General features: G+C 62.9%; 17 protein-coding genes. 7 read left to right on the top strand and 10 right to left on the bottom strand.

Annotation, left to right across the window (positions count from 1 at the left end; translation table 11 throughout):
* Positions 1-7 precede the first annotated feature (7 nt).
* Entirely contained in the window at positions 8-2,398 is a 2,391-nt protein-coding gene (locus ASD07_RS20975; protein WP_055934714.1) for a DNA translocase FtsK, read from the bottom strand.
* A 178-nt stretch (positions 2,399-2,576) separates the two neighbouring features.
* Between ASD07_RS20975 and trxB the strand changes: the two genes are divergently transcribed.
* The 5 genes from trxB to ASD07_RS21000 all read left to right on the top strand — a co-directional run bounded on the left by trxB (position 2,577) and on the right by ASD07_RS21000 (position 7,415).
* Positions 2,577-3,527 (top strand): thioredoxin-disulfide reductase, encoded by a 951-nt coding sequence (trxB, locus tag ASD07_RS20980; protein ID WP_055934716.1) that lies wholly within the window; start codon positions 2,577-2,579, stop codon positions 3,525-3,527.
* Positions 3,524-4,210, top strand: a complete 687-nt coding sequence (locus tag ASD07_RS20985) for a Smr/MutS family protein (protein ID WP_055934718.1) — start codon at positions 3,524-3,526, stop codon at positions 4,208-4,210. The genes trxB and ASD07_RS20985 overlap by 4 nt, the downstream gene beginning before the upstream one ends.
* Positions 4,211-4,292: 82 nt before the next feature.
* Positions 4,293-4,919, top strand: coding sequence for a trimeric intracellular cation channel family protein (locus ASD07_RS20990; protein WP_055934721.1), 627 nt, complete (start codon positions 4,293-4,295; stop codon positions 4,917-4,919).
* A gap of 142 nt (positions 4,920-5,061) precedes the next feature.
* Entirely contained in the window at positions 5,062-6,243 is a 1,182-nt protein-coding gene (locus tag ASD07_RS20995) for a GGDEF domain-containing protein (RefSeq protein WP_055934722.1), read from the top strand.
* Positions 6,240-7,415 carry a GGDEF domain-containing protein gene (locus tag ASD07_RS21000; protein ID WP_055934724.1) on the top strand — a complete coding sequence of 392 codons (1,176 nt, stop codon included), beginning with the start codon at positions 6,240-6,242 and terminating at the stop codon, positions 7,413-7,415. Before ASD07_RS20995 ends, ASD07_RS21000 begins: the two co-directional genes overlap by 4 nt.
* Here the strand turns inward: ASD07_RS21000 and ASD07_RS21005 are convergent, their stop codons facing one another.
* Together ASD07_RS21005 and ASD07_RS21010 are read right to left on the bottom strand one after the other, a co-directional pair.
* Positions 7,416-7,754 carry a P-II family nitrogen regulator gene (locus tag ASD07_RS21005; protein ID WP_055934726.1) on the bottom strand — a complete coding sequence of 113 codons (339 nt, stop codon included), beginning with the start codon at positions 7,752-7,754 and terminating at the stop codon, positions 7,416-7,418.
* A gap of 20 nt (positions 7,755-7,774) precedes the next feature.
* Positions 7,775-9,829, bottom strand: a complete 2,055-nt coding sequence (locus tag ASD07_RS21010; RefSeq protein WP_055934728.1) for an NAD(+) synthase — start codon at positions 9,827-9,829, stop codon at positions 7,775-7,777.
* Between the two features lie 101 nt (positions 9,830-9,930).
* Between ASD07_RS21010 and ASD07_RS21015 the strand changes: the two genes are divergently transcribed.
* Positions 9,931-11,064 (top strand): GNAT family N-acetyltransferase, encoded by a 1,134-nt coding sequence (locus ASD07_RS21015; RefSeq protein ID WP_055934730.1) that lies wholly within the window; start codon positions 9,931-9,933, stop codon positions 11,062-11,064.
* Here ASD07_RS21015 and ASD07_RS21020 read toward each other — a convergent pair.
* Complete coding sequence (locus ASD07_RS21020) at positions 11,059-11,406, bottom strand: hypothetical protein (protein WP_055934732.1); 348 nt, start codon at positions 11,404-11,406, stop codon at positions 11,059-11,061. The two genes, ASD07_RS21015 and ASD07_RS21020, sit on opposite strands and share 6 nt — an antisense overlap.
* Before the next feature lie 20 nt (positions 11,407-11,426).
* Positions 11,427-11,993 carry a hypothetical protein gene (locus ASD07_RS21025; protein ID WP_055934734.1) on the bottom strand — a complete coding sequence of 189 codons (567 nt, stop codon included), beginning with the start codon at positions 11,991-11,993 and terminating at the stop codon, positions 11,427-11,429.
* A 180-nt stretch (positions 11,994-12,173) separates the two neighbouring features.
* On the opposite strand from ASD07_RS21025, the gene ASD07_RS21030 reads away from it, so the two are divergent.
* On the top strand, positions 12,174-14,198 hold the full coding sequence (locus tag ASD07_RS21030) for a C1 family peptidase (protein ID WP_162246593.1): 2,025 nt from the start codon (positions 12,174-12,176) through the stop codon (positions 14,196-14,198).
* A gap of 60 nt (positions 14,199-14,258) precedes the next feature.
* On the opposite strand, the gene ppa is transcribed toward ASD07_RS21030, so the two are convergent.
* The 5 genes from ppa to hemC form a co-directional block, all read right to left on the bottom strand.
* On the bottom strand, positions 14,259-14,795 hold the full coding sequence (ppa, locus tag ASD07_RS21035) for an inorganic diphosphatase (RefSeq protein ID WP_055934738.1): 537 nt from the start codon (positions 14,793-14,795) through the stop codon (positions 14,259-14,261).
* 84 nt (positions 14,796-14,879) lie between these two features.
* Positions 14,880-16,076, bottom strand: coding sequence for a heme biosynthesis protein HemY (locus ASD07_RS21040; RefSeq protein WP_082507482.1), 1,197 nt, complete (start codon positions 16,074-16,076; stop codon positions 14,880-14,882).
* Positions 16,076-17,257, bottom strand: a complete 1,182-nt coding sequence (locus ASD07_RS21045) for a uroporphyrinogen-III C-methyltransferase (protein ID WP_055934740.1) — start codon at positions 17,255-17,257, stop codon at positions 16,076-16,078. Before ASD07_RS21045 ends, ASD07_RS21040 begins: the two co-directional genes overlap by 1 nt.
* The gene (locus ASD07_RS21050) at positions 17,254-18,018 is read right to left on the bottom strand and encodes a uroporphyrinogen-III synthase (RefSeq protein ID WP_055934742.1); all 765 of its coding nucleotides are present in this window, start codon (positions 18,016-18,018) and stop codon (positions 17,254-17,256) included. Before ASD07_RS21050 ends, ASD07_RS21045 begins: the two co-directional genes overlap by 4 nt.
* Before the next feature lie 33 nt (positions 18,019-18,051).
* Positions 18,052-19,041: a hydroxymethylbilane synthase gene (gene hemC / locus ASD07_RS21055; protein ID WP_055935383.1), complete on the bottom strand. Its 990-nt coding sequence runs from the start codon at positions 19,039-19,041 to the stop codon at positions 18,052-18,054.
* Between the last annotated feature and the right edge of the window lie 111 nt (positions 19,042-19,152).

The following is a 19,152-nucleotide window of genomic DNA, read 5'->3' on the forward strand; positions in this document are numbered from 1 at the left end:
AGAATCCTTATTCCGCCGATGCGGTAGGTGCGATGATTTCGCGGTTGCCGTTCGACTGCATGGCCGATACAACGCCGCTGTTTTCCATCTGTTCCAGCAGGCGCGCGGCCCGGTTGTAGCCGATGCGCAGGTGGCGCTGCACCAGCGAAATCGATGCCTTGCGGTGCTTCAGCACGACTTGCACGGCCTGGTCGTACATCGGGTCGGACTCGCTGTCGCCGCCGCCGGCACCGGCCAATGCATCGCCACCGCCCTCTTCCAGCGTGCCGCCCTCAAGGATGCCCTCGATGTAATTCGGCTCACCCTGGGCTTTCAGGTGCTTCACCACGCGGTGCACTTCATCGTCCGAGACAAAGGCGCCGTGCACGCGGACCGGCAGGCCGGTACCCGGCGGCATGTACAGCATGTCACCCATGCCGAGCAGCGCTTCCGCACCCATCTGGTCAAGGATGGTGCGCGAGTCGATTTTGGACGATACCTGGAAGGCAATACGCGTCGGGATATTAGCCTTGATCAGGCCGGTAATCACGTCTACAGATGGGCGCTGCGTCGCCAGAATCAAGTGCAGGCCGGCCGCGCGGGCTTTCTGCGCGATACGTGCGATCAGCTCTTCCACCTTCTTACCGACCACCATCATCAGGTCGGCCAATTCGTCGATGATGATGACGATGGTCGGCAGTTTTTCCAGCGGTTCCGGCGCGTCAGGCGTGATCGAGAACGGGTTCGGGATCTTTTCTTCGCGCTTGTCCGCCTCGGCGATCTTGGCGTTGTAGCCCGCCAGGTTACGCACGCCCAGCTTGGACATCAGCTTGTAGCGGCGCTCCATCTCGTTCACCGCCCAGTTCAGGGCGTGGCCGGCCTGGCGCATATCGGTCACTACCGGTGCCAGCAGGTGCGGAATGCCTTCGTACACCGACATTTCCAGCATCTTCGGGTCGATCAGGATCATGCGCACATCATGCGGGTCGGCCTTGTACAGCAGCGACAGGATGGTGGCATTAATACCAACGGACTTACCGGACCCGGTAGTACCCGCGACCAGCAAGTGCGGCATCTTGGCCAGGTCGGCCACCACCGGCTTGCCGGCGATGTCCTTACCCAGCGCCACGGTCAGCGGCGAATGGTTGTCGTTATAGACTTTGGAGCCGAGGATCTCGGTCAGGCGCACGATCTGGCGCTTCGGATTCGGCAGCTCCAGTGCCATATAGTTTTTACCCGGGATGGTTTCCACCACGCGGATCGAGGTCAGCGACAGCGAACGCGCCAGGTCGCGCGCCAGGTTGACGATCTGGCTGCCCTTGACGCCGGTAGCCGGCTCGATTTCGTAGCGCGTCACGACCGGGCCCGGGTAGGCGGCCACCACCTTGGCTTCCACGCCAAAGTCGGACAGTTTTTTCTCGATCAGGCGGCTGGTGAATTCCAGCGTTTCCACCGCCACGGTTTCCTGCTGCGGCGGCGCATCGTCCAGCAGCGACAGCGGCGGCAGCGTGGTGTTCTCGATTTCCTGGAACAGCGTGCCCTGCTTTTCTTTGATCACGCGCTCGGACTGCACCACCTGGGTGATTTGCGGTTCGATCTTGACGATAGGTGCAGGCGGCGCATCCGGCGGCAAATCGGCCGGCTTCGGATGCTTTTCCTCGTGCTTGACGCGTTCCTTGACCACCTTCTCTTCGCGCTTGACCACGGCCACATCGCCCTGGCGACGGTCTTCGCGGTCTTCCATGCGGGCGCGGATCCAGTCGATGCCCATCTCGATGACTTCACCGATCCGTTCAGCCACCGACATCCACGACACGTGGAAGAACAGGCTGAAGCCGGTGCCGAACAGCAGCAGCAGCAGCAGCGTGGCGCCGGTGAAGCCCAGGCCCACGTGGGCGCCATGGCCGATCAGCTCACCCAGCACGCCGCCCGGTACGCGCGGCAACTGCACTTTCATGGTGTACAGGCGCAGGAATTCCAGGCCCATCGAACCGACCAGCATCAGGCCGAAGCCAATCACGCGGATCAGGCCTTCCTGCTTGTGTTCCGGGTCTTCTTCCTTCTCCAGCACGAACTTGCGGGTCAGGCGGCGATAGCCCTGCCACACCACGCGCAGCATATAGACGCACCACCACCAGGCCGAAAAGCCGAAGATGAACAGCATCAGGTCCGACAGCCAGGCGCCGCCGCGGCCGCCCAGGTTGAACACCTTGGGCACCACGTTATTGTGCGACCAGCCAGGGTCCAGCCGGTTATAGCTGGCCAGGATCAGGATGAAATAGACGCAGACGACAAACAGCGCGAAAAAGCGCGCCTCCGACAGCAGTCGCACCAGCCGATTGGGTAATGGCTGGCGTTCGGTGACATTGCGAGTGTAGCCGGGAGAAGCCTCCTGGCTCTTTTGACTCTTCTTACTCATTGCTTGGAGGCAAAAATTCCATAATTGCGCTTATTCTAAGGCATATCAAGGCCAAACGGCCCCACGGTACATGTGAAATGCACGCTTCGCATATAATTTCGGTTTGCTTGGGCCCGGACTTGTAGCATTCCTGTCCGCACCCATATTCGAGACATACTAACTAGGTAAAGAATCCGCCATGACTACTACCAAACACGCCAAAGTCCTGATTCTCGGCTCCGGTCCAGCAGGCTACAGCGCCGCGATTTACGCCGCACGCGCCAACCTGAACCCGATGCTGGTGACCGGCGTCGAGCAAGGCGGCCAGCTGATGACCACCACCGACGTGGAAAACTGGCCAGCCGACCCGATGGGCGTCCAGGGTCCGGACCTGATGCAGCGTTTCCTGCAGCACGCTGAGCGCTTCAAGACCGAAATCGTGTTTGACCACATCCACACCACGCACCTGAACGAAAAGCCGATCCGCCTGGTGGGCGACAGCAATACCTACACCTGCGACACCCTGATCATTGCCACCGGCGCCTCGGCACAGTACCTTGGCCTGCCGACCGAGCAGGAATTCATGGGCCGCGGCGTATCCGCCTGCGCCACCTGCGACGGCTTCTTCTACCGTGGCCAGGAAGTGGCCGTGGTCGGCGGCGGCAATACCGCTGTTGAAGAAGCCCTGTACCTGTCGAACATCGCCACCAAGGTCACCCTGGTGCACCGCCGCGAGAAATTCCGCGCCGAGCCGATCCTGGTCGACCGCCTGATGGCCAAGGTCGCCGAAGGCAAGATCGAACTGAAACTGAACGCCACCCTGCACGAAGTGAAGGGCGACCAGTCCGGCGTCAACGCCATCACCGTCAAGCATAACGACGGCGGCCTGGCCGACATTTCCGTTCACGGCCTGTTCATCGCCATCGGCCACAAGCCGAATACCGGCATCTTCGAAGGCCAGCTGGAAATGAAGGATGGCTATATCAAGACCCGCACCGGCACCGAAGGCATGGCCACCGCCACCTCCGTGCCGGGCGTGTTCGCTGCCGGCGACGTGCAGGACCACATCTACCGCCAGGCCATCACCTCGGCCGGCACCGGCTGCATGGCCGCACTGGACGCGCAGCGCTACCTGGAAGCGCAAGAGTGAAAAGCTTCGCCGACCTGAAAGGACTGGGCAAGCAGCTCAAGGAGCAGGAAGAGCAGCGCGCGCTCGAGCAGAAAGAGCGCGCCAGGCATGAAAAGGCTGCTTCCGCCGCTGCCAATGTGTTCCAGTCCTCCATGGCCGGCGTGCAGAAGATGAAGCCGTCCGACCGCTACGTGCCGCCCGCCAAGGGCCCGGCCGTAGCGGGCCGCCCTGCCCCATCCGGTTCGCGCAAGCCGCAAACGGCCGAAGAGCAGGCGGCCGACGACGCCGCCGTGCTGCGCGAGTCGATGCTGTCGGATATGTTCGAGGTCGACCATTACATGGAAGAAGACCCTTCGCTGAACTACAGCGCGCCCGGCGTCGGCCCGGACGTGATGAAGCGGATGCGCAAGGGCCATTGGCCGGTCCAGGATGAACTGGACCTGCACGGCAAGCGCCGCGACGAAGCGCGCCAGGCGGTGGACGACTTCCTGCTCAAAGCCAGGCAGCGCAACTACCGCTGCGTGTGCGTGATCTACGGCCGCGGCTTCGGTTCGCGCGGCGGCGAGCCGGTGCTGAAATCCATGGTCCACTCCTGGCTGGTGCAGACCGACGGCGTGATCGCCTTCTGCCAAGCCCGCGCCGAAGAAGGCGGCGAAGGCGCCATCATGGTGCTGCTGCGTTCCGCCCTGTCTCCCCAGCGCTGATCAGCCCCTGTTCCGTTGCCGCTGCTGCGCCGTGGCGGGCGCAGCTTGCAGGTTCCGCTATCAGGATGCTAATCTGCGCCTCATGCAAATCGTCCCCGCCGTTTCCCTGATCACCATCATTGAGGTCGTAGCAATCCTCGTCGGGGCCTTTTCCGGATTTATCGAAGCGCGCCGCAAGCGCATGGACATTGTCGGCGTCTTTATCGTCGCCTTCATCACCGCCTTCGGCGGCGGCACCGTGCGCGACATCCTGCTCGACAAGCGCCCCCTGTTCTGGGTGGCGCACCAGGAATATACCATCCTGCTGTTCGTGGTCGCACTGGTCGCTGCACCCTTCGTCAAGCATATCCGCCATATCGTTTCCGAGCGCCTGATCGTGATTGCCGACGCGGTCGGCCTTGGCCTGTTCGCCGTCGCCAGCGTGGCGCAAGCGCTTGCGGCCGACATGCCGATCTTCGTGGCCGTGATGATGGGCGTGGTAACGGGTATTTTCGGCGGCGTGCTGCGCGACATTATCTGCAACGAGGTGCCGATGGTGTTCCGCGATGGCAAACCGTATGCGATTTGCGCCTTCTTCGGCTGCTGGTTCTACATCGCGCTGCAATACACCCAGGTTTCGGACGACGTGGCCCTGTGGTCCAGCGCTGGCCTGATCACCGTGATGCGCCTGCTGGCCTGGCGTTTCGACCTGAAGATCAATCGGCCGTAGGGCTATCGCCAACATACTTTCAATTGGAAAGTTAAAACTTAGCAATAAGAAACAACTGATACAATGGCGCAACTTTCCATGATGCGCTTGCCTGTCCGTGTTTACCTTTGATGTCGCTACTGCAACTAGTCTGGTCGGCTTTTTGTCGATCCTGATTGCCTGCGCCTTCCGGGGCTTGCACGGCCGCGCCCTGGCCGGCACTCCCGGCGGGCAATGGGCCGTGTCGGCCCTGAGCGGCGGTGTGGCGGCGCTCATTGTTGCTAATTCGGCCACACTTCCCGGCTACATCGGCACCATCGCCGACAATGCGCTTTCCATCGTCAGCCTGGTCTTTATCCATCGCGGCACCGCCATGCTGGTCGGGGCACGCTACCGCGACCATTATTATGTGCTGTGCGTTGGCGCAGCAGTCGCGGCGTTCGCCTGGTTCAGCTACGGCTACCCGAGCGTGCAAGCGCGCATCGGGCTGGTGTCGGCCTGCCGCGCCGCATTCTACTGTGCCACCCTGCTGCTGCTGCTCAAGCGCCCCGCCCTGCCCGCCGGCACGCGCTACCTGGTCGACATCCTGGCCCTGGCAGCCATCTGGAGCATGGTGCGCCTTTGCGCCGCCCTGTTCTCGGGCGATCATGTCGACACCTTCCTGGCAGGCGGCACCTCGTTCGCCGTCATGGTCGCGGTAAGCGGCATCCTGCACGTGCTGGTCAACGCCTTCCAGTTCCGGCTGGAGAGCGAAAAGATTCGCGACGAACTTGCCGCCCACGCCGGGCACCTGCAGCAAAAGCGCGACATGCTGAAGAACGTGGTGACCGAGCGTACCGCGGAGCTGACCAGGCAAGCCACCACCGACAGCATGACCGGCATCGCCAGCCGGCGCCACTTCATGGAGCGCGGCAACGACGAAATCGACCGCGCCCGCCGCTACCACCTGCCGCTGACGGTCCTGCTGCTGGACATCGACCACTTCAAGCAGATCAACGACCGCTTCGGGCATCCGGCCGGCGACAAGCTGCTGCAAGTGGTTGCGCAAGCCTGCCAGTCCAATGCCCGCAATGTCGACCTGCCTGGCCGCCTCGGCGGCGAAGAATTTGCCTTGCTGATGCCTGAAACCAGCGCCGTTGCGGCCCGCCTCGCGGCCGAGCGGCTGCGGCGCGCCATCAGCGCCATTCCGCCCGCGCTGTCCGGCGTGCCGCACCAGGTCACCGCCAGCTTCGGCATCGCCACGCTGAAATCGTACGATGCCTCGATGGACGGCCTTGTCGCCCGCGCCGACGCCGCGCTGTATCGCGCCAAGAACGGCGGCCGCAACCGCGTGGAGGCGGCGTGAATACCCTGCACCCTGGAACTTGCGAACTGACCCTCGGCATTGCCTGCTTCGCGATCGGCATCGCCTTCATCGGCTTGCACGCAGTACGCGATGGACGTTCGGCCGGCTCGAACTGGAGCCTGGCAGCTATTTGCCAGGGCTCGGCCTGGATACTGGCCAGCATGGGCGGCGAATTGCCGGCATTTCTCACAATCGTGCTGCCGACCGTACTGGGCGCCGCGAATGCCGTGCTGTTGCTGCGCGGCGCAGCGAGCTATATGCCGGCTCCGTCGCCATGCCTGCTCAAGCCGCAGCCCTGGACAGGACTCCTGCTGGCGACCGCCCTGCTCTACGCCTTATCCGGCGCAACCGCCCGCGTGCCCTTGCTGCTGGCGTCGATCGCGCTCCTGGCCTTCCATGCGCCGCGAAATGGCCGACTGATCTTGTGCGCCTTGTTCGGCATCGACGCCGCCTGGCAGTTACTTGGTGCTGCGGCAGGCATGGCCGGCATGGCTGCGGTCGGCGAACTGCTGCGCGGCGCCCTCACCATTCTCGTGATCGCCGCACAATTCCGCATCGAGAGCGACAATGCGCGCACCTCTCTCCAGGCACTGGCCGACGCGCTGGAAGTGGAGAGCCTGCAACTGGAAAAAACCATCGAGGCCCGCAACCGTGAACTGCACGAGATCGCGACCACCGATTTCCTGACCGGCATTGCCAACCGCCGCCAGTTCATGGCGCGCGCCGAAATGGAACTCGAACGCTCGCGGCGCTATGGGCACAAGCTCGCGCTGCTGATGGTCGATATCGACCACTTCAAATCGATCAACGACAGCTTCGGCCATCCCACCGGCGACCAGGCGATCATCGCCATTGGGCGCCATTGCGCCACTGCCTGCAGGCGCAGCGACCTGGCGGCCCGCCTGGGCGGCGAGGAATTTGCGATTTTGCTGCCATCCACCGGCGAGAATGAAGCGCGGATTGTGGCAGAACGCCTGCGCGCCGGAAGCCAGGCGCTGCAAGTTCGGCATCAAGGCCGGGCCGTGCCGCTCAAGCTGAGCATCGGCATTGCCTGCCTGGAGGAGGAAGACACCGGGCCGGACACGCTGCTGGCGCGCGCCGACCAGGCTTTATACGAGGCCAAGAACGCCGGCCGCGATTGCGTACGCGTTGCTGCTAAAGCTGCAGCGTGATCAAACCGCGTCCGGTCCCGTTTCACCGGTGCGGATGCGGATCACCTGCTCGATGTTCTGCACGAAGATCTTGCCGTCGCCGATCTTGCCGGTGCGGGCCGCCTTGATGATCGCATCGACAGCGGTATCGACCACGCTGTCGTCCACCACCACTTCCACCTTCACCTTCGGCAGGAAATCGACCACATATTCCGCACCGCGATACAGCTCGGTATGTCCCTTCTGGCGGCCGAAGCCTTTTACCTCGGTCACGGTCAGGCCGGTCACGTTCACTTCGGCCAGCGATTCGCGCACTTCGTCCAGCTTGAATGGCTTGATGATGGCGGTAATTTGCTTCATTGCGTTCTCCTTATAGTGGTTTAAGCGTCAGGCACGCTCTTCAGGTTTTCCAGCCATGCTGCGGCTTCCGAGTCACTCGGCGCGCGCCAGTCGCCGCGCGGCGACAGCGAACCGCCGGAACCGACTTTCGGCGCGTTCGGCACGCAAGTGCGCTTGAACTGGGAAGTCTGGAAGAAGCGTTTGAGGAAGATGCCCAGGTTGTGTTTGATGTCTTTCAGCTGGTACTGGTTGCGCGCCACGTGCTCGTCTTCCGGCCACTGGCCGACGTCGCGGTCGGCCCACGCATGGTGCGCCAGGAAAGCCACCTTGGCCGGTGAAAAGCCGAAACGCAGCGTGTAGTACAGGTTGAAGTCCTGCAGCTCGTAAGGACCGATAAAGTCCTGCGTCACTTGCGCCGGCGCCGTGTCGCCGGACTTGCCGGGCACCAGCTCGGGGCTGATTTCAGTATTCACCACGGCCAGCAGCACGCTCGAATTGACGTCGCCGAACTGCTTGCTCTCGGCCACCCAGCGCACCAGGTGGGTGATCAGGGTCTTCGGCACGCTGGCGTTCACGTTGTAATGCGACATATGGTCGCCCACGCCGTAGGTACACCAGCCCAGCGCCAGCTCGCTCAGGTCGCCGGTACCGATCACGATGCCGTTGTGGTGGTTCGCCATACGGAACAGGTGATTGGTGCGTTCGCCCGCCTGCACGTTCTCGAATGTGATGTCGTATTGCTCCTTGCCCTCGCTGTAAGGGTGGCCAAGATCCTTCAGCATCTGGATGCAGCTTGGGCGGATGTCCACCTCCATCGCAGTGCTGCCGACGAATTCCATCAGGGCGCGCGCCTGGTCCAGCGTGCGGCTGCTGGTGGCGAAGCCCGGCATGGTGGCCGCGATGATATTGGTACGCGGCAGGCCGAGATGGTCCATCGCCTTGGCGCAAACCAGCAGCGCATGGGTCGAATCGAGGCCGCCCGAGACGCCGATCACCACCTTCTTGATGCCGGACGAGGACAGGCGCTGCACCAGCGCGCTGACCTGGATGTTATAGACCTCCATGCAGCGCTTGTCGCGCAGTTGCGGGTTGGAGGGCACATATGGGAAGCGCGCCACATTGCGCTCCAGCGGCAGCACGCGGTGCGCCGGCAATTCAACCGGGAAGCGCGCGGTGCGGAACTGCGCCACTTCCGCCTTGTGGCGGCGGGTCGAATGGCCGAAGGTGGTGGTGCGCATGCGTTCGCGCGACAAGCGCTCCAGGTCCACGTCGGCAAAGATCAAGTGCGATTCTTCGGCAAAGCGCTCCGACTCCGCCAGCATTTCCCCGTTTTCGCAAATCAGCGCCTGCCCATCCCAGGCCAGGTCGGTGGTCGACTCGCCGCGCCCGGCCGAGGAGTACAGGTAGGCGGCGATACAGCGCGCCGACTGCTGTCCAACCAGTTGGCGGCGGTAATCGGCCTTGCCGACCAGGATATTCGAAGCCGACAGGTTGACCAGCACGGTCGCCCCGGCCAGCGCAGCAAAGGACGAAGGCGGGATCGGCACCCACACATCCTCGCAGATCTCGATATGGAATTTGAACAGCGGCAGGTTCTCCAGCGCGAACAGCTGGTTGGCGCCGAACGGCACCTGCTGGCCGAGCAGGGAAATTTCGCTGGAAATCGCCTCATCGGCCGCGCTGAACTGGCGCGCCTCATAAAACTCGCCGTAATTCGGCAGGTAAGACTTGGGCACCACACCGCGGATCACACCGCCCGACACCACGATCGCGCAGTTGAACAACTGATGGTCGACCCGCAGCGGCGCCCCCACCACCATCGCCGTCGGAATGCGGCTCGAAGCCTCCACAACGGACTGCAAAGCCTGCAGCACGCCATCCAGCAAGGCACGCTGGTGGAACAAATCGTCGCAGGAATAAGCCGACAGGCCCAGCTCCGGGAACGCCACCAGCAGCGCGCCCTTGGCAGCCGCCTGCTCCGCCAGTTCAATCGTCTGCGCCGCATTAAACAGCGGATCGGCCACCCGGCAGCGCGGCACGCCAACCGCCACACGGGCAAAATCATGGTGGTACAAATTATGGAAGGAATGCGACATAGCTCAGCAAGGCCAATGGTGATGGCGAAGATTTTAACATTGCAGCGAAATGTCCACTTTCGTTCCTGACCCCGAAGTGGACATTTCGTTAGAATAGCCGGATGGAATATCGTACCAGCGTCCTTTCTTCCCTTGCCGATGTCGCCCCTGCCGATTGGGATCGGCTGACGGAGGGCAATCCCTTCCTGTCACACGCCTTCCTGCACGCCCTGCACGAATCGGCCAGTGCATGCGCTGAAACCGGTTGGCAACCGCAATTCCTCGCCGTGTGGGATGGCAACAGCCTGGCTGCTGCCATGCCGCTATACGTCAAATCCCATTCTTACGGCGAGTATGTGTTTGACTGGGCCTGGGCCGAGGCCTACCATCGCAACGGCATCGAGTACTATCCCAAGCTGCTGTCGGCCATTCCCTTCACGCCCGTCACCGGCCCGCGCCTGATGGCCCGCGACAGCACGGCGCGCGCCGCGCTGCTCCAGTTCCTCAGCGAGCAGCAAAGCGTGGCCGGCATGTCCTCCACCCACATCCTGTACCCGCCTGAAGACGAGGCGCGGCAACTGGCGCAGGCTGGTTTCATGCTGCGCAGCGGCGTGCAATTCCACTGGCTGAACCAGGGCTACGAAAGTTTCGAACAATTCCTGCAAACGCTGGAGCAGAAGAAGCGCAAGAACATTCGCGCCGAACGCCGCAAGGTGCGCGATGCCGGCGTCACATTGCGCCAGGTGCGCGGCAGCGAGGCAACGGAGGCCGACTGGCGCTTCTTCCACCGCTGCTACGGCAACACCTACGCCGAGCACCGCTCGTCGCCTTACCTGAACCTGGATTTCTGGCTGCGCCTTGCACGCACCATGCCCCAGCACCTGCTGCTGGTCATGGCGGAGATCGACGGCCGGCCGGTAGCGGCATCCCTGGTGGTCCACACCGCCGATACCCTGTACGGCCGCTACTGGGGTGCAATGGAACACATCCCTTGCCTGCATTACGAGGCCGCGTATTACCAGCCGCTCGAATTCTGCATCGCCAACGGCATCAAAACATTTGAAGGCGGCGCCCAGGGCGAGCACAAGATGGCGCGCGGCTTCCTGCCGCAAAAGACCTGGTCAGCGCACTGGCTGGCCCGCCACGACTTCGCCGACGCAGTGGAGCGCTTCCTCGCGCGCGAAGCGGGCGGCATCGACGACTACCTGGATGAACTGAACGAACACAATCCGTTCCGCCAACAGGCCGGCCTATAGCACCTTCCAGCCCAAGGCCTGGTTGACGGCCGAGCCGAACACCCTGGCTATCGCATTCCAGATGTTTTCAGCCAGTTGCAGGCCGATGATGGCCACCGAACGGATTCGCAGGCGCGCCACCATCTTCTGGTCTTCCATATAGATACGCGCATCGTCTTCGGTGAAATTTCCCTTGGACTTTTGCTTGGCGATCAGCTCCACATCCGAGCGCAGGTTGTCGGCAATATTCTTGACGATGTCGCCCAGGGTATCCCAGGCCTGGTCGTTCCTGGCTGCGTCGCGGGCGGCCTTGATTGCGGCATCAGCCACTTGTGAAAAGTCGACCCCGTTGATCTTGTTCATGCTCGTCCTCCCCGCTCATCTCATTTCTTTTTGACCGATTCGGCTTTCAGGATGGCGTACGTCGCGTTAAACAGCGTCCGCTTGCGCAGCTCCCATGTCAATGGGTTGAGCACCCCGTCCTTGTCCTCCTCGTGCTGCTTCTGCCAATTCATCAAGAGGCATTTCAGGTCAACATAGTTCTTCACCGTCAGGCTGCTGGAGCCTCGCTTGAATTCCGTATCGAGCTCTTCGCAAGTCGAGGGCAGGTTTTTACTGATCAGATCATCCACCTTCGACTGTATTTTTTCGCCCACGCTGCTGGTACGGGAATTGGCCAGCGCCTCCAGGATCAACAAGTCGGCATCGGTGTCCAGGTCACGGTAACGGGATGCGAAGCGGCTCACATGGCCCGGGCGGCTGGCCGGAGGCCCTTTTGCATCCTGCGAGCTTTTGGCAATGCCATCCTCCACCATCGCGACAGCTTTCTTGTACAGCTGTCCAGTGTCGTTCACCAATTTCTCGTCGTAAGGCTGCACCAGGGTTGTCGCGCAAGCCATCAGCGAGAAAATTGGCAATACACATGCAAGGCGATGCAGCAAGCTGGCCATGACCGTTCCCCCTGGAAAAAAGCACCCTACAAACATATGCCGGCCGGCCGAGCTTTATTCTCCCCAAATGTCACAACGATGGCATAGCAACAATTGATTCTCCCAATTAGACATTGATCAACGGTAGGCGTAATTCTTTCGACCTCTGTTTGATGTTTATCAAATGAAAGGATGGATGCCATGCCAAAGACCCATGCCAAACTGGGCAAGCAGCTGATCTCCCTCGATGCCCGTCCCGACCGCCTGGACTTGCGCGACCTGCCCTACCGCTGCCTGATCGAGAACCTGCCTGCCGAGCATCCTCCTGCGGCAATGATCGATGGCAAACTGCCGGGCTACCTGAAATCGCATTTGATGCTGGACCAGGGGCGCGAAGGCGCCTGCACCGGCTTCGGCCTGGCCGCCGCCATCAATTTCCAGCTATGGGCCCGTGCCGGTTTCGCGGACCAGCACAGTGACCGGGTCAGCCCGCATATGCTGTACCGGCTGGCCCGCTTTTACGACGAATGGCCGGGGGATGATTATGAAGGCTCCAGCTGCCGCGGCGCCCTCAAGGGCTGGCAGAAGCACGGCGCCTGCACCGAAGGCTTATGGCCAGTCAATGGCCCTGAAGATGAAAAATGGCGCAGCGATGCGGTCACGCGGCCAGTCGGCATCTACTACCGGATCGACAAGAACTCCATCGTCGACATGCAATCGGCCCTGCACAATATGCATGCGATCTACGTTTCGGCCAATGTGCACACCGGCTGGACCAAGGTCGACACCAAAGGCGCGCCGACACACGCCGGGCTGCCGCTGATCGAGCACCAGCCCAAGTCGATCGGCGGACATGCCTTCGCCATCGTCGGCTACAACAAACGCGGCTTCATCGTGCAGAATTCCTGGGGCACCGATTGGGGCGCTTCCGGCTTTGCCATCCTGACGTACCAGGACTGGATCGAGAATGGCAGCGACGCCTGGGTCATGGGCCTTGGCGTACCGATCGCGCGCGACGATGCCCGCTCCCCGGCCTTCCGCGTGCGCTCGAAGCGCCCGGCCGGCAGCGCGCCGGGCACCAGCTGGGGCCCTGTCAACGATCCACTGGACGCGCGCCAGAATACCTGGCCGCAAGAGGAAGCTTACCGGCACACCATCGTGACCGGCAATGACGGTGTGCTGCAGAACCGCCTGCCGCAAGCGGCCAATCCGGCCGACAATGCCCGCCTGGTTTGCCATGCATGGCCGAAGCAGGCGCTCGCCGGCAGCGCAACGCGCGACCTGGTGCTGTTCCTGCACGGCGGCCTTGGCAGCGAAGCTTCGTCGATCGAGCGGATCCGCATCATGGGGCCATGGCTGAGCGCCTGCAACACCTACCCCCTGTTCGTCAGCTGGAAAAGCGGCTGGAAGGAGATCCTGCAGGACATTGTGGCCGACAAGGCGCACCAGCTGTTCGGCGCGACGCCGGCGCAGGGCATCGGCGACCACCTGATCGAAAAATGGGACCGCGCTGTTGAAAAACTGACGCGCGAGCTGCTGGTGCGCAGCATGTGGAATGAGATGAAGGAGAATATTGCGGAAGGCATGCGCAAGGAGTCCGACGCCGGCTTGAGCGCCCTCGCCCTCAGCCTGCAGCAGCTAAGCGGCGACATCAAGGACCTGCGCATCCACCTGATCGGCCATTCGGCAGGCTCCATCATCGGCGGTCACCTGCTGAGCCGCTTCACCGAGTTGGGAGTGAAGGCGGCCAGTTGCACGCTGTATGCCCCGGCCTGCGATATTGCCTTCGCCAATACGCACTACCGCAAGGCCGTCGAAGCCAATACGCTGGCCAGGGACCGCTTCACCATCCACACCCTGAGCGACCGCCTGGAGCTGGACGACACCACCGGCCCTTACCGCAAATCCCTGCTCTACCTGGTCAGCCGGGCGCTGGAACGCCTGCACAAGACCCCGTTGCTGGGCATGCAGCTGGCGCATGATCCCGAATGCAGCACGGGCAAGTACTGGCATGAAGACACGCTGGACGAACTCAAAAAATGGCAGGAGTTTTACCAGCGCGATAGCCTCGACCTGCTCAGCAAACGCCAGGTCAGCAATGGCATCAAGCTGATCGACTCCTCGCACGGCTGTTTCGACAATGCAGTGGACATCATCGCCGGCACCGTCGCCGCCATCACCGGCACGGCAAAAGACAAGCTGCCGCCCGGTCGGCTGGATTATTGAACGTCCCGTCCCAAAGTAAAAAAGCGCCCTGCGGGGCGCTTTCTTCATGCGGGCTTGAAATCAGCCCGCTTGCTTGGCGGCTTGTGCCACGCCATGCATGATTTCCTTCTTGGCTTCTTCCGGACCGTGCCAGCCGTCAACCTTGACCCACTTGCCTGGTTCCAGGTCCTTGTAGTGCTCGAAGAAGTGCTGGATCTGTTGCAGGCGCAGGTCTTGCAGGTCTTCCGGCTTCTGCCAGTGCTTGTAGATCGGCAGGATCTTATCGACTGGAACGGCCAGCACTTTGGCGTCCTGGCCCGCTTCGTCGGTCATCTTCAGCACGCCGATAGCGCGGCAACGCACTACCACGCCTGGGATCAGCGGGAATGGGGTGATCACCAGCACGTCGACCGGGTCGCCGTCGTCGGACAGGGTATTAGGGATGTAGCCGTAGTTGCACGGGTAGTGCATGGCGGTGCCCATGAAACGGTCGACGAAGATGGCGCCGGATTCCTTGTCCACTTCGTACTTGATCGGATCCGCATTCATCGGGATCTCGATAATCACGTTGAAATCGTTCGGCAGGTCCTTGCCGGCCGGTACTTTATTCAGGCTCATGTTTTTCCTCGGGTTAATGCTTTTTGGGACAGTCTAACCTTGCAATTATAGCGAAGTGCGCGCCGCTTGTGCGGCGCAGCACCATCACAAGATAGTTGCCAAGGCGCACTGGCGATAGTGGTTCGCCGCTTCTTCGGGCTGGGACAGCGCTTCGTGCAACTGCGCCAGCTTGAGGTGGGATTCGCGCACCATGCGCGATTCGGAGGCATCGGACAGGGCCTGCTCCAGGTAGCGCTGCGCCTTGCCCCACAGCTTTTGCTTCAGGCACAGGGAACCCAGGGTCAGCGCCAGTTCGGCGTCGTTCGGGCGCTCGCGCACCCAGCCTTCGCAATGCTCGATCTGCACCAGCAGCGCCGCCGAACCGACCGGAGCGGCGGCATCGCGGTAGGCGCGCAGCACGCGTTCGTCCCAGTTGGCTGCCAGCGATTCTTCGCACACCACGCGCGCTTCGTCGTGCAGGCCGCGCGCATTCAGGGCGGTGGCGGCACGGCAGGCCACGTATGGCTTGAGGCGGTCGGCGCTCGGGATGGTGCTCCAGACACGCTGCAGCGATTCGGCGTCGTGCGAGCTGTCGGACATCAGGTCGTCGTAAGCCAGTTCGCGCAGGCGCGCCGAGAGGGCCGGATGCAGGGCTTTGTGCTTGTCCAGCAGGCGCACCAGGCGCAGCACTTCCGGCCAGTTCTTGGCTTGCTGCTCGGCCTTCAGCGACCATTGCAGGGCGTGGATATGGCGGGTGCCGCTGGCATTCAGTTCGCGCACGGCTTCCAGCGCCGCCTCCGGCTGGTGGTCGTCGACCAGCAGTTCGGTTACGGTCATCAGGCGCGCGGTTTTCATGCCGTTGTCGCTGGCGATGCGGGCCAGCCACTGGTCGCGGCGGGCCTGCTGGCGCATGCGGTGTGCGGCGCGGGCGCCGATCAGGGCGGCAACGCCGGCGTTTTCCGGCAGTTCGGCGGCACGCAGCGCCGCTTTTTCGGCATGGCCGAAGCGGCCCTCGAACAGGGCTTTCAGTGCATCGCGCAAGCCTTTGTTGCCGTCGCGTTCACGCTTGTTCTGGCGGTAGGCCGCCACTTTGCGCGGCATGTCGACGGTGGCATTGAAGGCGCGCACCAGGAAATGCACCAGCAGGAAGGCCGCAACCAGCAGCACCATGAAGAAGTTGAGCGACAGGTCGACGCGGTACGGCGGGTAAAACAGCACCACATTACCCGGGTTGAAGCGTGCCGTCACGGCGATACCGATGGCCGCAGCCATCATGACAACGAGCCAGATAAAGAGACGCATTATGGCTTCGCCTTGTAGTTGCGCACCGCGTTCAGGCTATCGGCCAGCGTCGGCATTTCGATCTGCAGGTTGCTGCCCTGCAGCTGGCGCAGCAGCTGCTGCGCGGTCTTGGTCTGGGCGGTCTTGGTGTCGAAGTAGCGCGCCAGCGATTCCTGCGCGGCCAGCAGGTCGGCGCGGAAGGCGGCTTCGTTACGGGACAACAGGGCCATGCGCGCGTTCAGCAGGCGCAGTTTCAGGTTCTCGCGCAGGAAGTAGGCTTCTTCCGGCGCCAGCATGATGGCGCCGGGCGTTTCGACGCGGCGCACGCGGATCAGGGTCGACACTTCCGACCACATGTCGCTGCTCCAGTCCTGCCACACGTTTTTCAGGCGGTTGCCCCAGCTGTCTTCATCTTCTGCCGGTGCCGCTGCAGCTTCCTTGCCAGTTGCGCCTTTGCCTTTGGCTTTGGCCGGCGCATGGGCCTTGCGCTCCGGCTGTGCCGGCGCGGTTGGCTTGGCGTCGGACAGCATCGGCAGCCCATCGACCTGGGCGATCACGTTATCCAGGCGTACGGCCAGGCCGACGTTGTCGACGTTCGGCAGCGCCTTCAGGCGTTCGATATCCTTGGCGATGGCGCGGCGGATGGTGATGAATTGCGGCTTGTCGGAACGGGACAGGCTGCGGTCGGCATTCTGCAGCGCGATCAGCGCACCCGGCACATTGCCGGCCAATTGCAGTTGCTGGCTGGCAGTGGACAGCACTTGCTCGATTTCAGCCAGCGCCCACTCGTCGCGGTTCTTCGACATGTCCTGGTACAGCTGCTCCAGGGCGAGCTGCTGGGCCTGGGCTTCCTGCTGGCGGTTTTCCAGCACGCCTACCTTGAGCTGGATTTCCTTGCTCGTCTCCTGGACGTTTTTCGCCAGCTGGCTGGTCTGCCCATTCAGCGAATCGCCCTGCTGCAGCCGGCGCGCCATCTCTTCCCGCAGGCGGAACACCTGGTTCTTCGAGTAGAAGGCCTGCGCTGCCAGCAGGATGCCGAGCACTACCACGGCAATGGTCAACGGCTGGCGCAGCGCGTCGCGCTCCTGTGCCGGCGGGGTCGCTGGCGCAGTCTGGGCGGCATTTGAAGTCTCGACGACCGGCGCAGTTTGCGGATTTGGCGGGACGTCTTTGTTGTCTGTTTGGTTAGGCAAATCGTTCATGGACGTGATTGTAACGCGGCGAGTACCCGTTCGTCGCCTGATCCTGTGAGAGTCACATTCGGGAAGCCCAAATCCCTTGCTGTTTCAGCAATACGGGGATGGGGGACAATCAGGTGATGATGTTGCAAAGATGCAACGATTGTCAACTTGTTTAATTCTTTTAGCAGCCCGACAAGGCCGCGCAGCGCTTCGGAGCTGGTGATGATCCAGTCGGCCGGCGTGGCGGCCAGCGCTGCCAGGCGCTGGCCCAGCGCCGGCGTCAATTGCGGCACGGCGCGGCGGTACGCTGGCAGCACGGTCACCTCGGCGCCGGCGGCGCGGAAGGAATCGGCCATCAGTTCGCGCCCGGATTCGCCGCGCACGATCAGGACCCTGGCGCCGCGCAGGGCTGGCAGGTCAAGAGCTTGCAGCAGGTGCTCCGTGTCGCTCTGGGCCGGGTCGGCGGGGCTGGCGACCTGGCTGGCTGGGACGCCTTGGGCGATCAGCGCCAGTCGGCTGGCCTCTCCCACGACGGCTGCTTGCAGGCCTTGCGGCCATGCCGGGATATGGGCAAAGGCCGCATCAATGGCGTTCGGCGACACGAAGGCGACCAGCTGGTAGCTCGCCAGGGCGGCCAGCGCGTCGCGCAGCGGCGCCTGGTCCGGCAGCGGGCTGATTTCCAGCAGCGGCAGCAGCTCGACCTGGCGGCCGAGGGCGCGAATGCTGCTGGCCAGCGGCTCGGCCTGCGCGATCGGGCGGGTGAGGACGACTGGGTGCGGCATCAAAACCGGCAAGTCGATGTCTGACCCGCAGGGTCAGGCACCTGCGCTTGGAGCGGCGTTGGGATTCATGGCGTCGGCCTGCTCGGCCAGGCAGACGGCGAGGATGGCCTCGGCGTCCTGGGCGCGCAGCTGCTCGGCGACGTTGGCGCCCAGGGCTTCCGCCTCGGTTGCCGCGCCGCTCACTTCGGCGCGGGCGACGCGGGTGCCGTCCGGGGTGGCGACCATGGCGCGCAAGTGCATCTGGCCGCCGTCAACGGTGGCGAAGGCCGCCAGCGGTACCTGGCAGGAGCCGCCAAACACCTTTGATACCTTGCGCTCCGCCGTCACGGCTTGCGCGGTCGGCAGGTCGTTCAATGGCGCCAGGATTGCCTTCAGATCCAGCCCGTCGCTACGCTCGGCGATTTCGATCGCCATCGCGCCCTGCCCTGCGGCCGGCAGCGAGTCTTCCGGCGCCAGCAGCGATTTGATGCGCTGCGGCAGGCCAAGGCGTTTCAGGCCGGCGGCGGCCAGGATGATGGCTGAATAATCGCCGCGATCCAGCTTGCCCAGGCGGGTATCGAGGTTGCCGCGCAAAGGCTTGATCACCAGGTGCGGGTAGCGCGCCGAAATCAGGGCCTGGCGACGCAGGCTGCTGGTGCCGACAATGGCGCCCGCCGGCAATTCGGACAGCGATGCGTAATCGTTCGAAACGAAGGCATCGCGCGGGTCTTCGCGCTCCAGCACGGCCGCCAGCGTGAATCCTTGCGGCAGCTCCATCGGCACATCCTTCAGCGAATGGACGGCCAGGTCGGCGCGGCCCTCTTCCATCGCCACTTCCAGCTCCTTCACGAACAGGCCCTTGCCGCCCACCTTCGACAACGCCCGGTCCAGGATCTGGTCGCCGCGGGTTGTCATGCCCAGGATCTCGATGCTGCACTGCGGATATAATTGGGACAAGCGAGCGCGGACGTGTTCGGCCTGCCACATGGCAAGGCGGCTTTCGCGCGATGCGATCACCAATTTGGAAGGGAGCTGTTGGGCCATTTCAGGAGTATTCAAGACCAGTTCTTTCGCTGTTGCTAGCGCCAAACCGGCGTTCACCAGTTTATTGCGCATGATTGGGACCACAAATTCTAGCATGCGCGCCCCTATGCA

The organism is Duganella sp. Root336D2, from assembly GCF_001425005.1.
Taxonomy (GTDB): domain Bacteria; phylum Pseudomonadota; class Gammaproteobacteria; order Burkholderiales; family Burkholderiaceae_D; genus Rugamonas.

Bases quoted from the DNA above. Each gene is read 5' to 3' on its own strand.
- ASD07_RS21010 (WP_055934728.1), bottom strand. From the start codon at position 9,829: ATGTCGCATTCCTTCCATAATTTGTACCACCATGATTTTGCCCGTGTG.
- ASD07_RS21045 (WP_055934740.1), bottom strand. From the start codon at position 17,257: ATGAACGATTTGCCTAACCAAACAGACAACAAAGACGTCCCGCCAAAT.
- ASD07_RS20975 (WP_055934714.1), bottom strand. From the start codon at position 2,398: ATGAGTAAGAAGAGTCAAAAGAGCCAGGAGGCTTCTCCCGGCTACACT.
- ppa (WP_055934738.1), bottom strand. From the start codon at position 14,795: ATGAGCCTGAATAAAGTACCGGCCGGCAAGGACCTGCCGAACGATTTC.
- ASD07_RS21025 (WP_055934734.1), bottom strand. From the start codon at position 11,993: ATGGCCAGCTTGCTGCATCGCCTTGCATGTGTATTGCCAATTTTCTCG.
- ASD07_RS20990 (WP_055934721.1), top strand. From the start codon at position 4,293: ATGCAAATCGTCCCCGCCGTTTCCCTGATCACCATCATTGAGGTCGTA.
- trxB (WP_055934716.1), top strand. From the start codon at position 2,577: ATGACTACTACCAAACACGCCAAAGTCCTGATTCTCGGCTCCGGTCCA.
- hemC (WP_055935383.1), bottom strand. From the start codon at position 19,041: ATGGCCCAACAGCTCCCTTCCAAATTGGTGATCGCATCGCGCGAAAGC.
- ASD07_RS21015 (WP_055934730.1), top strand. From the start codon at position 9,931: ATGGAATATCGTACCAGCGTCCTTTCTTCCCTTGCCGATGTCGCCCCT.
- ASD07_RS21005 (WP_055934726.1), bottom strand. From the start codon at position 7,754: ATGAAGCAAATTACCGCCATCATCAAGCCATTCAAGCTGGACGAAGTG.
- ASD07_RS21050 (WP_055934742.1), bottom strand. From the start codon at position 18,018: ATGCCGCACCCAGTCGTCCTCACCCGCCCGATCGCGCAGGCCGAGCCG.
- ASD07_RS21020 (WP_055934732.1), bottom strand. From the start codon at position 11,406: ATGAACAAGATCAACGGGGTCGACTTTTCACAAGTGGCTGATGCCGCA.
- ASD07_RS21040 (WP_082507482.1), bottom strand. From the start codon at position 16,076: ATGCGTCTCTTTATCTGGCTCGTTGTCATGATGGCTGCGGCCATCGGT.
- ASD07_RS21030 (WP_162246593.1), top strand. From the start codon at position 12,174: ATGCCAAAGACCCATGCCAAACTGGGCAAGCAGCTGATCTCCCTCGAT.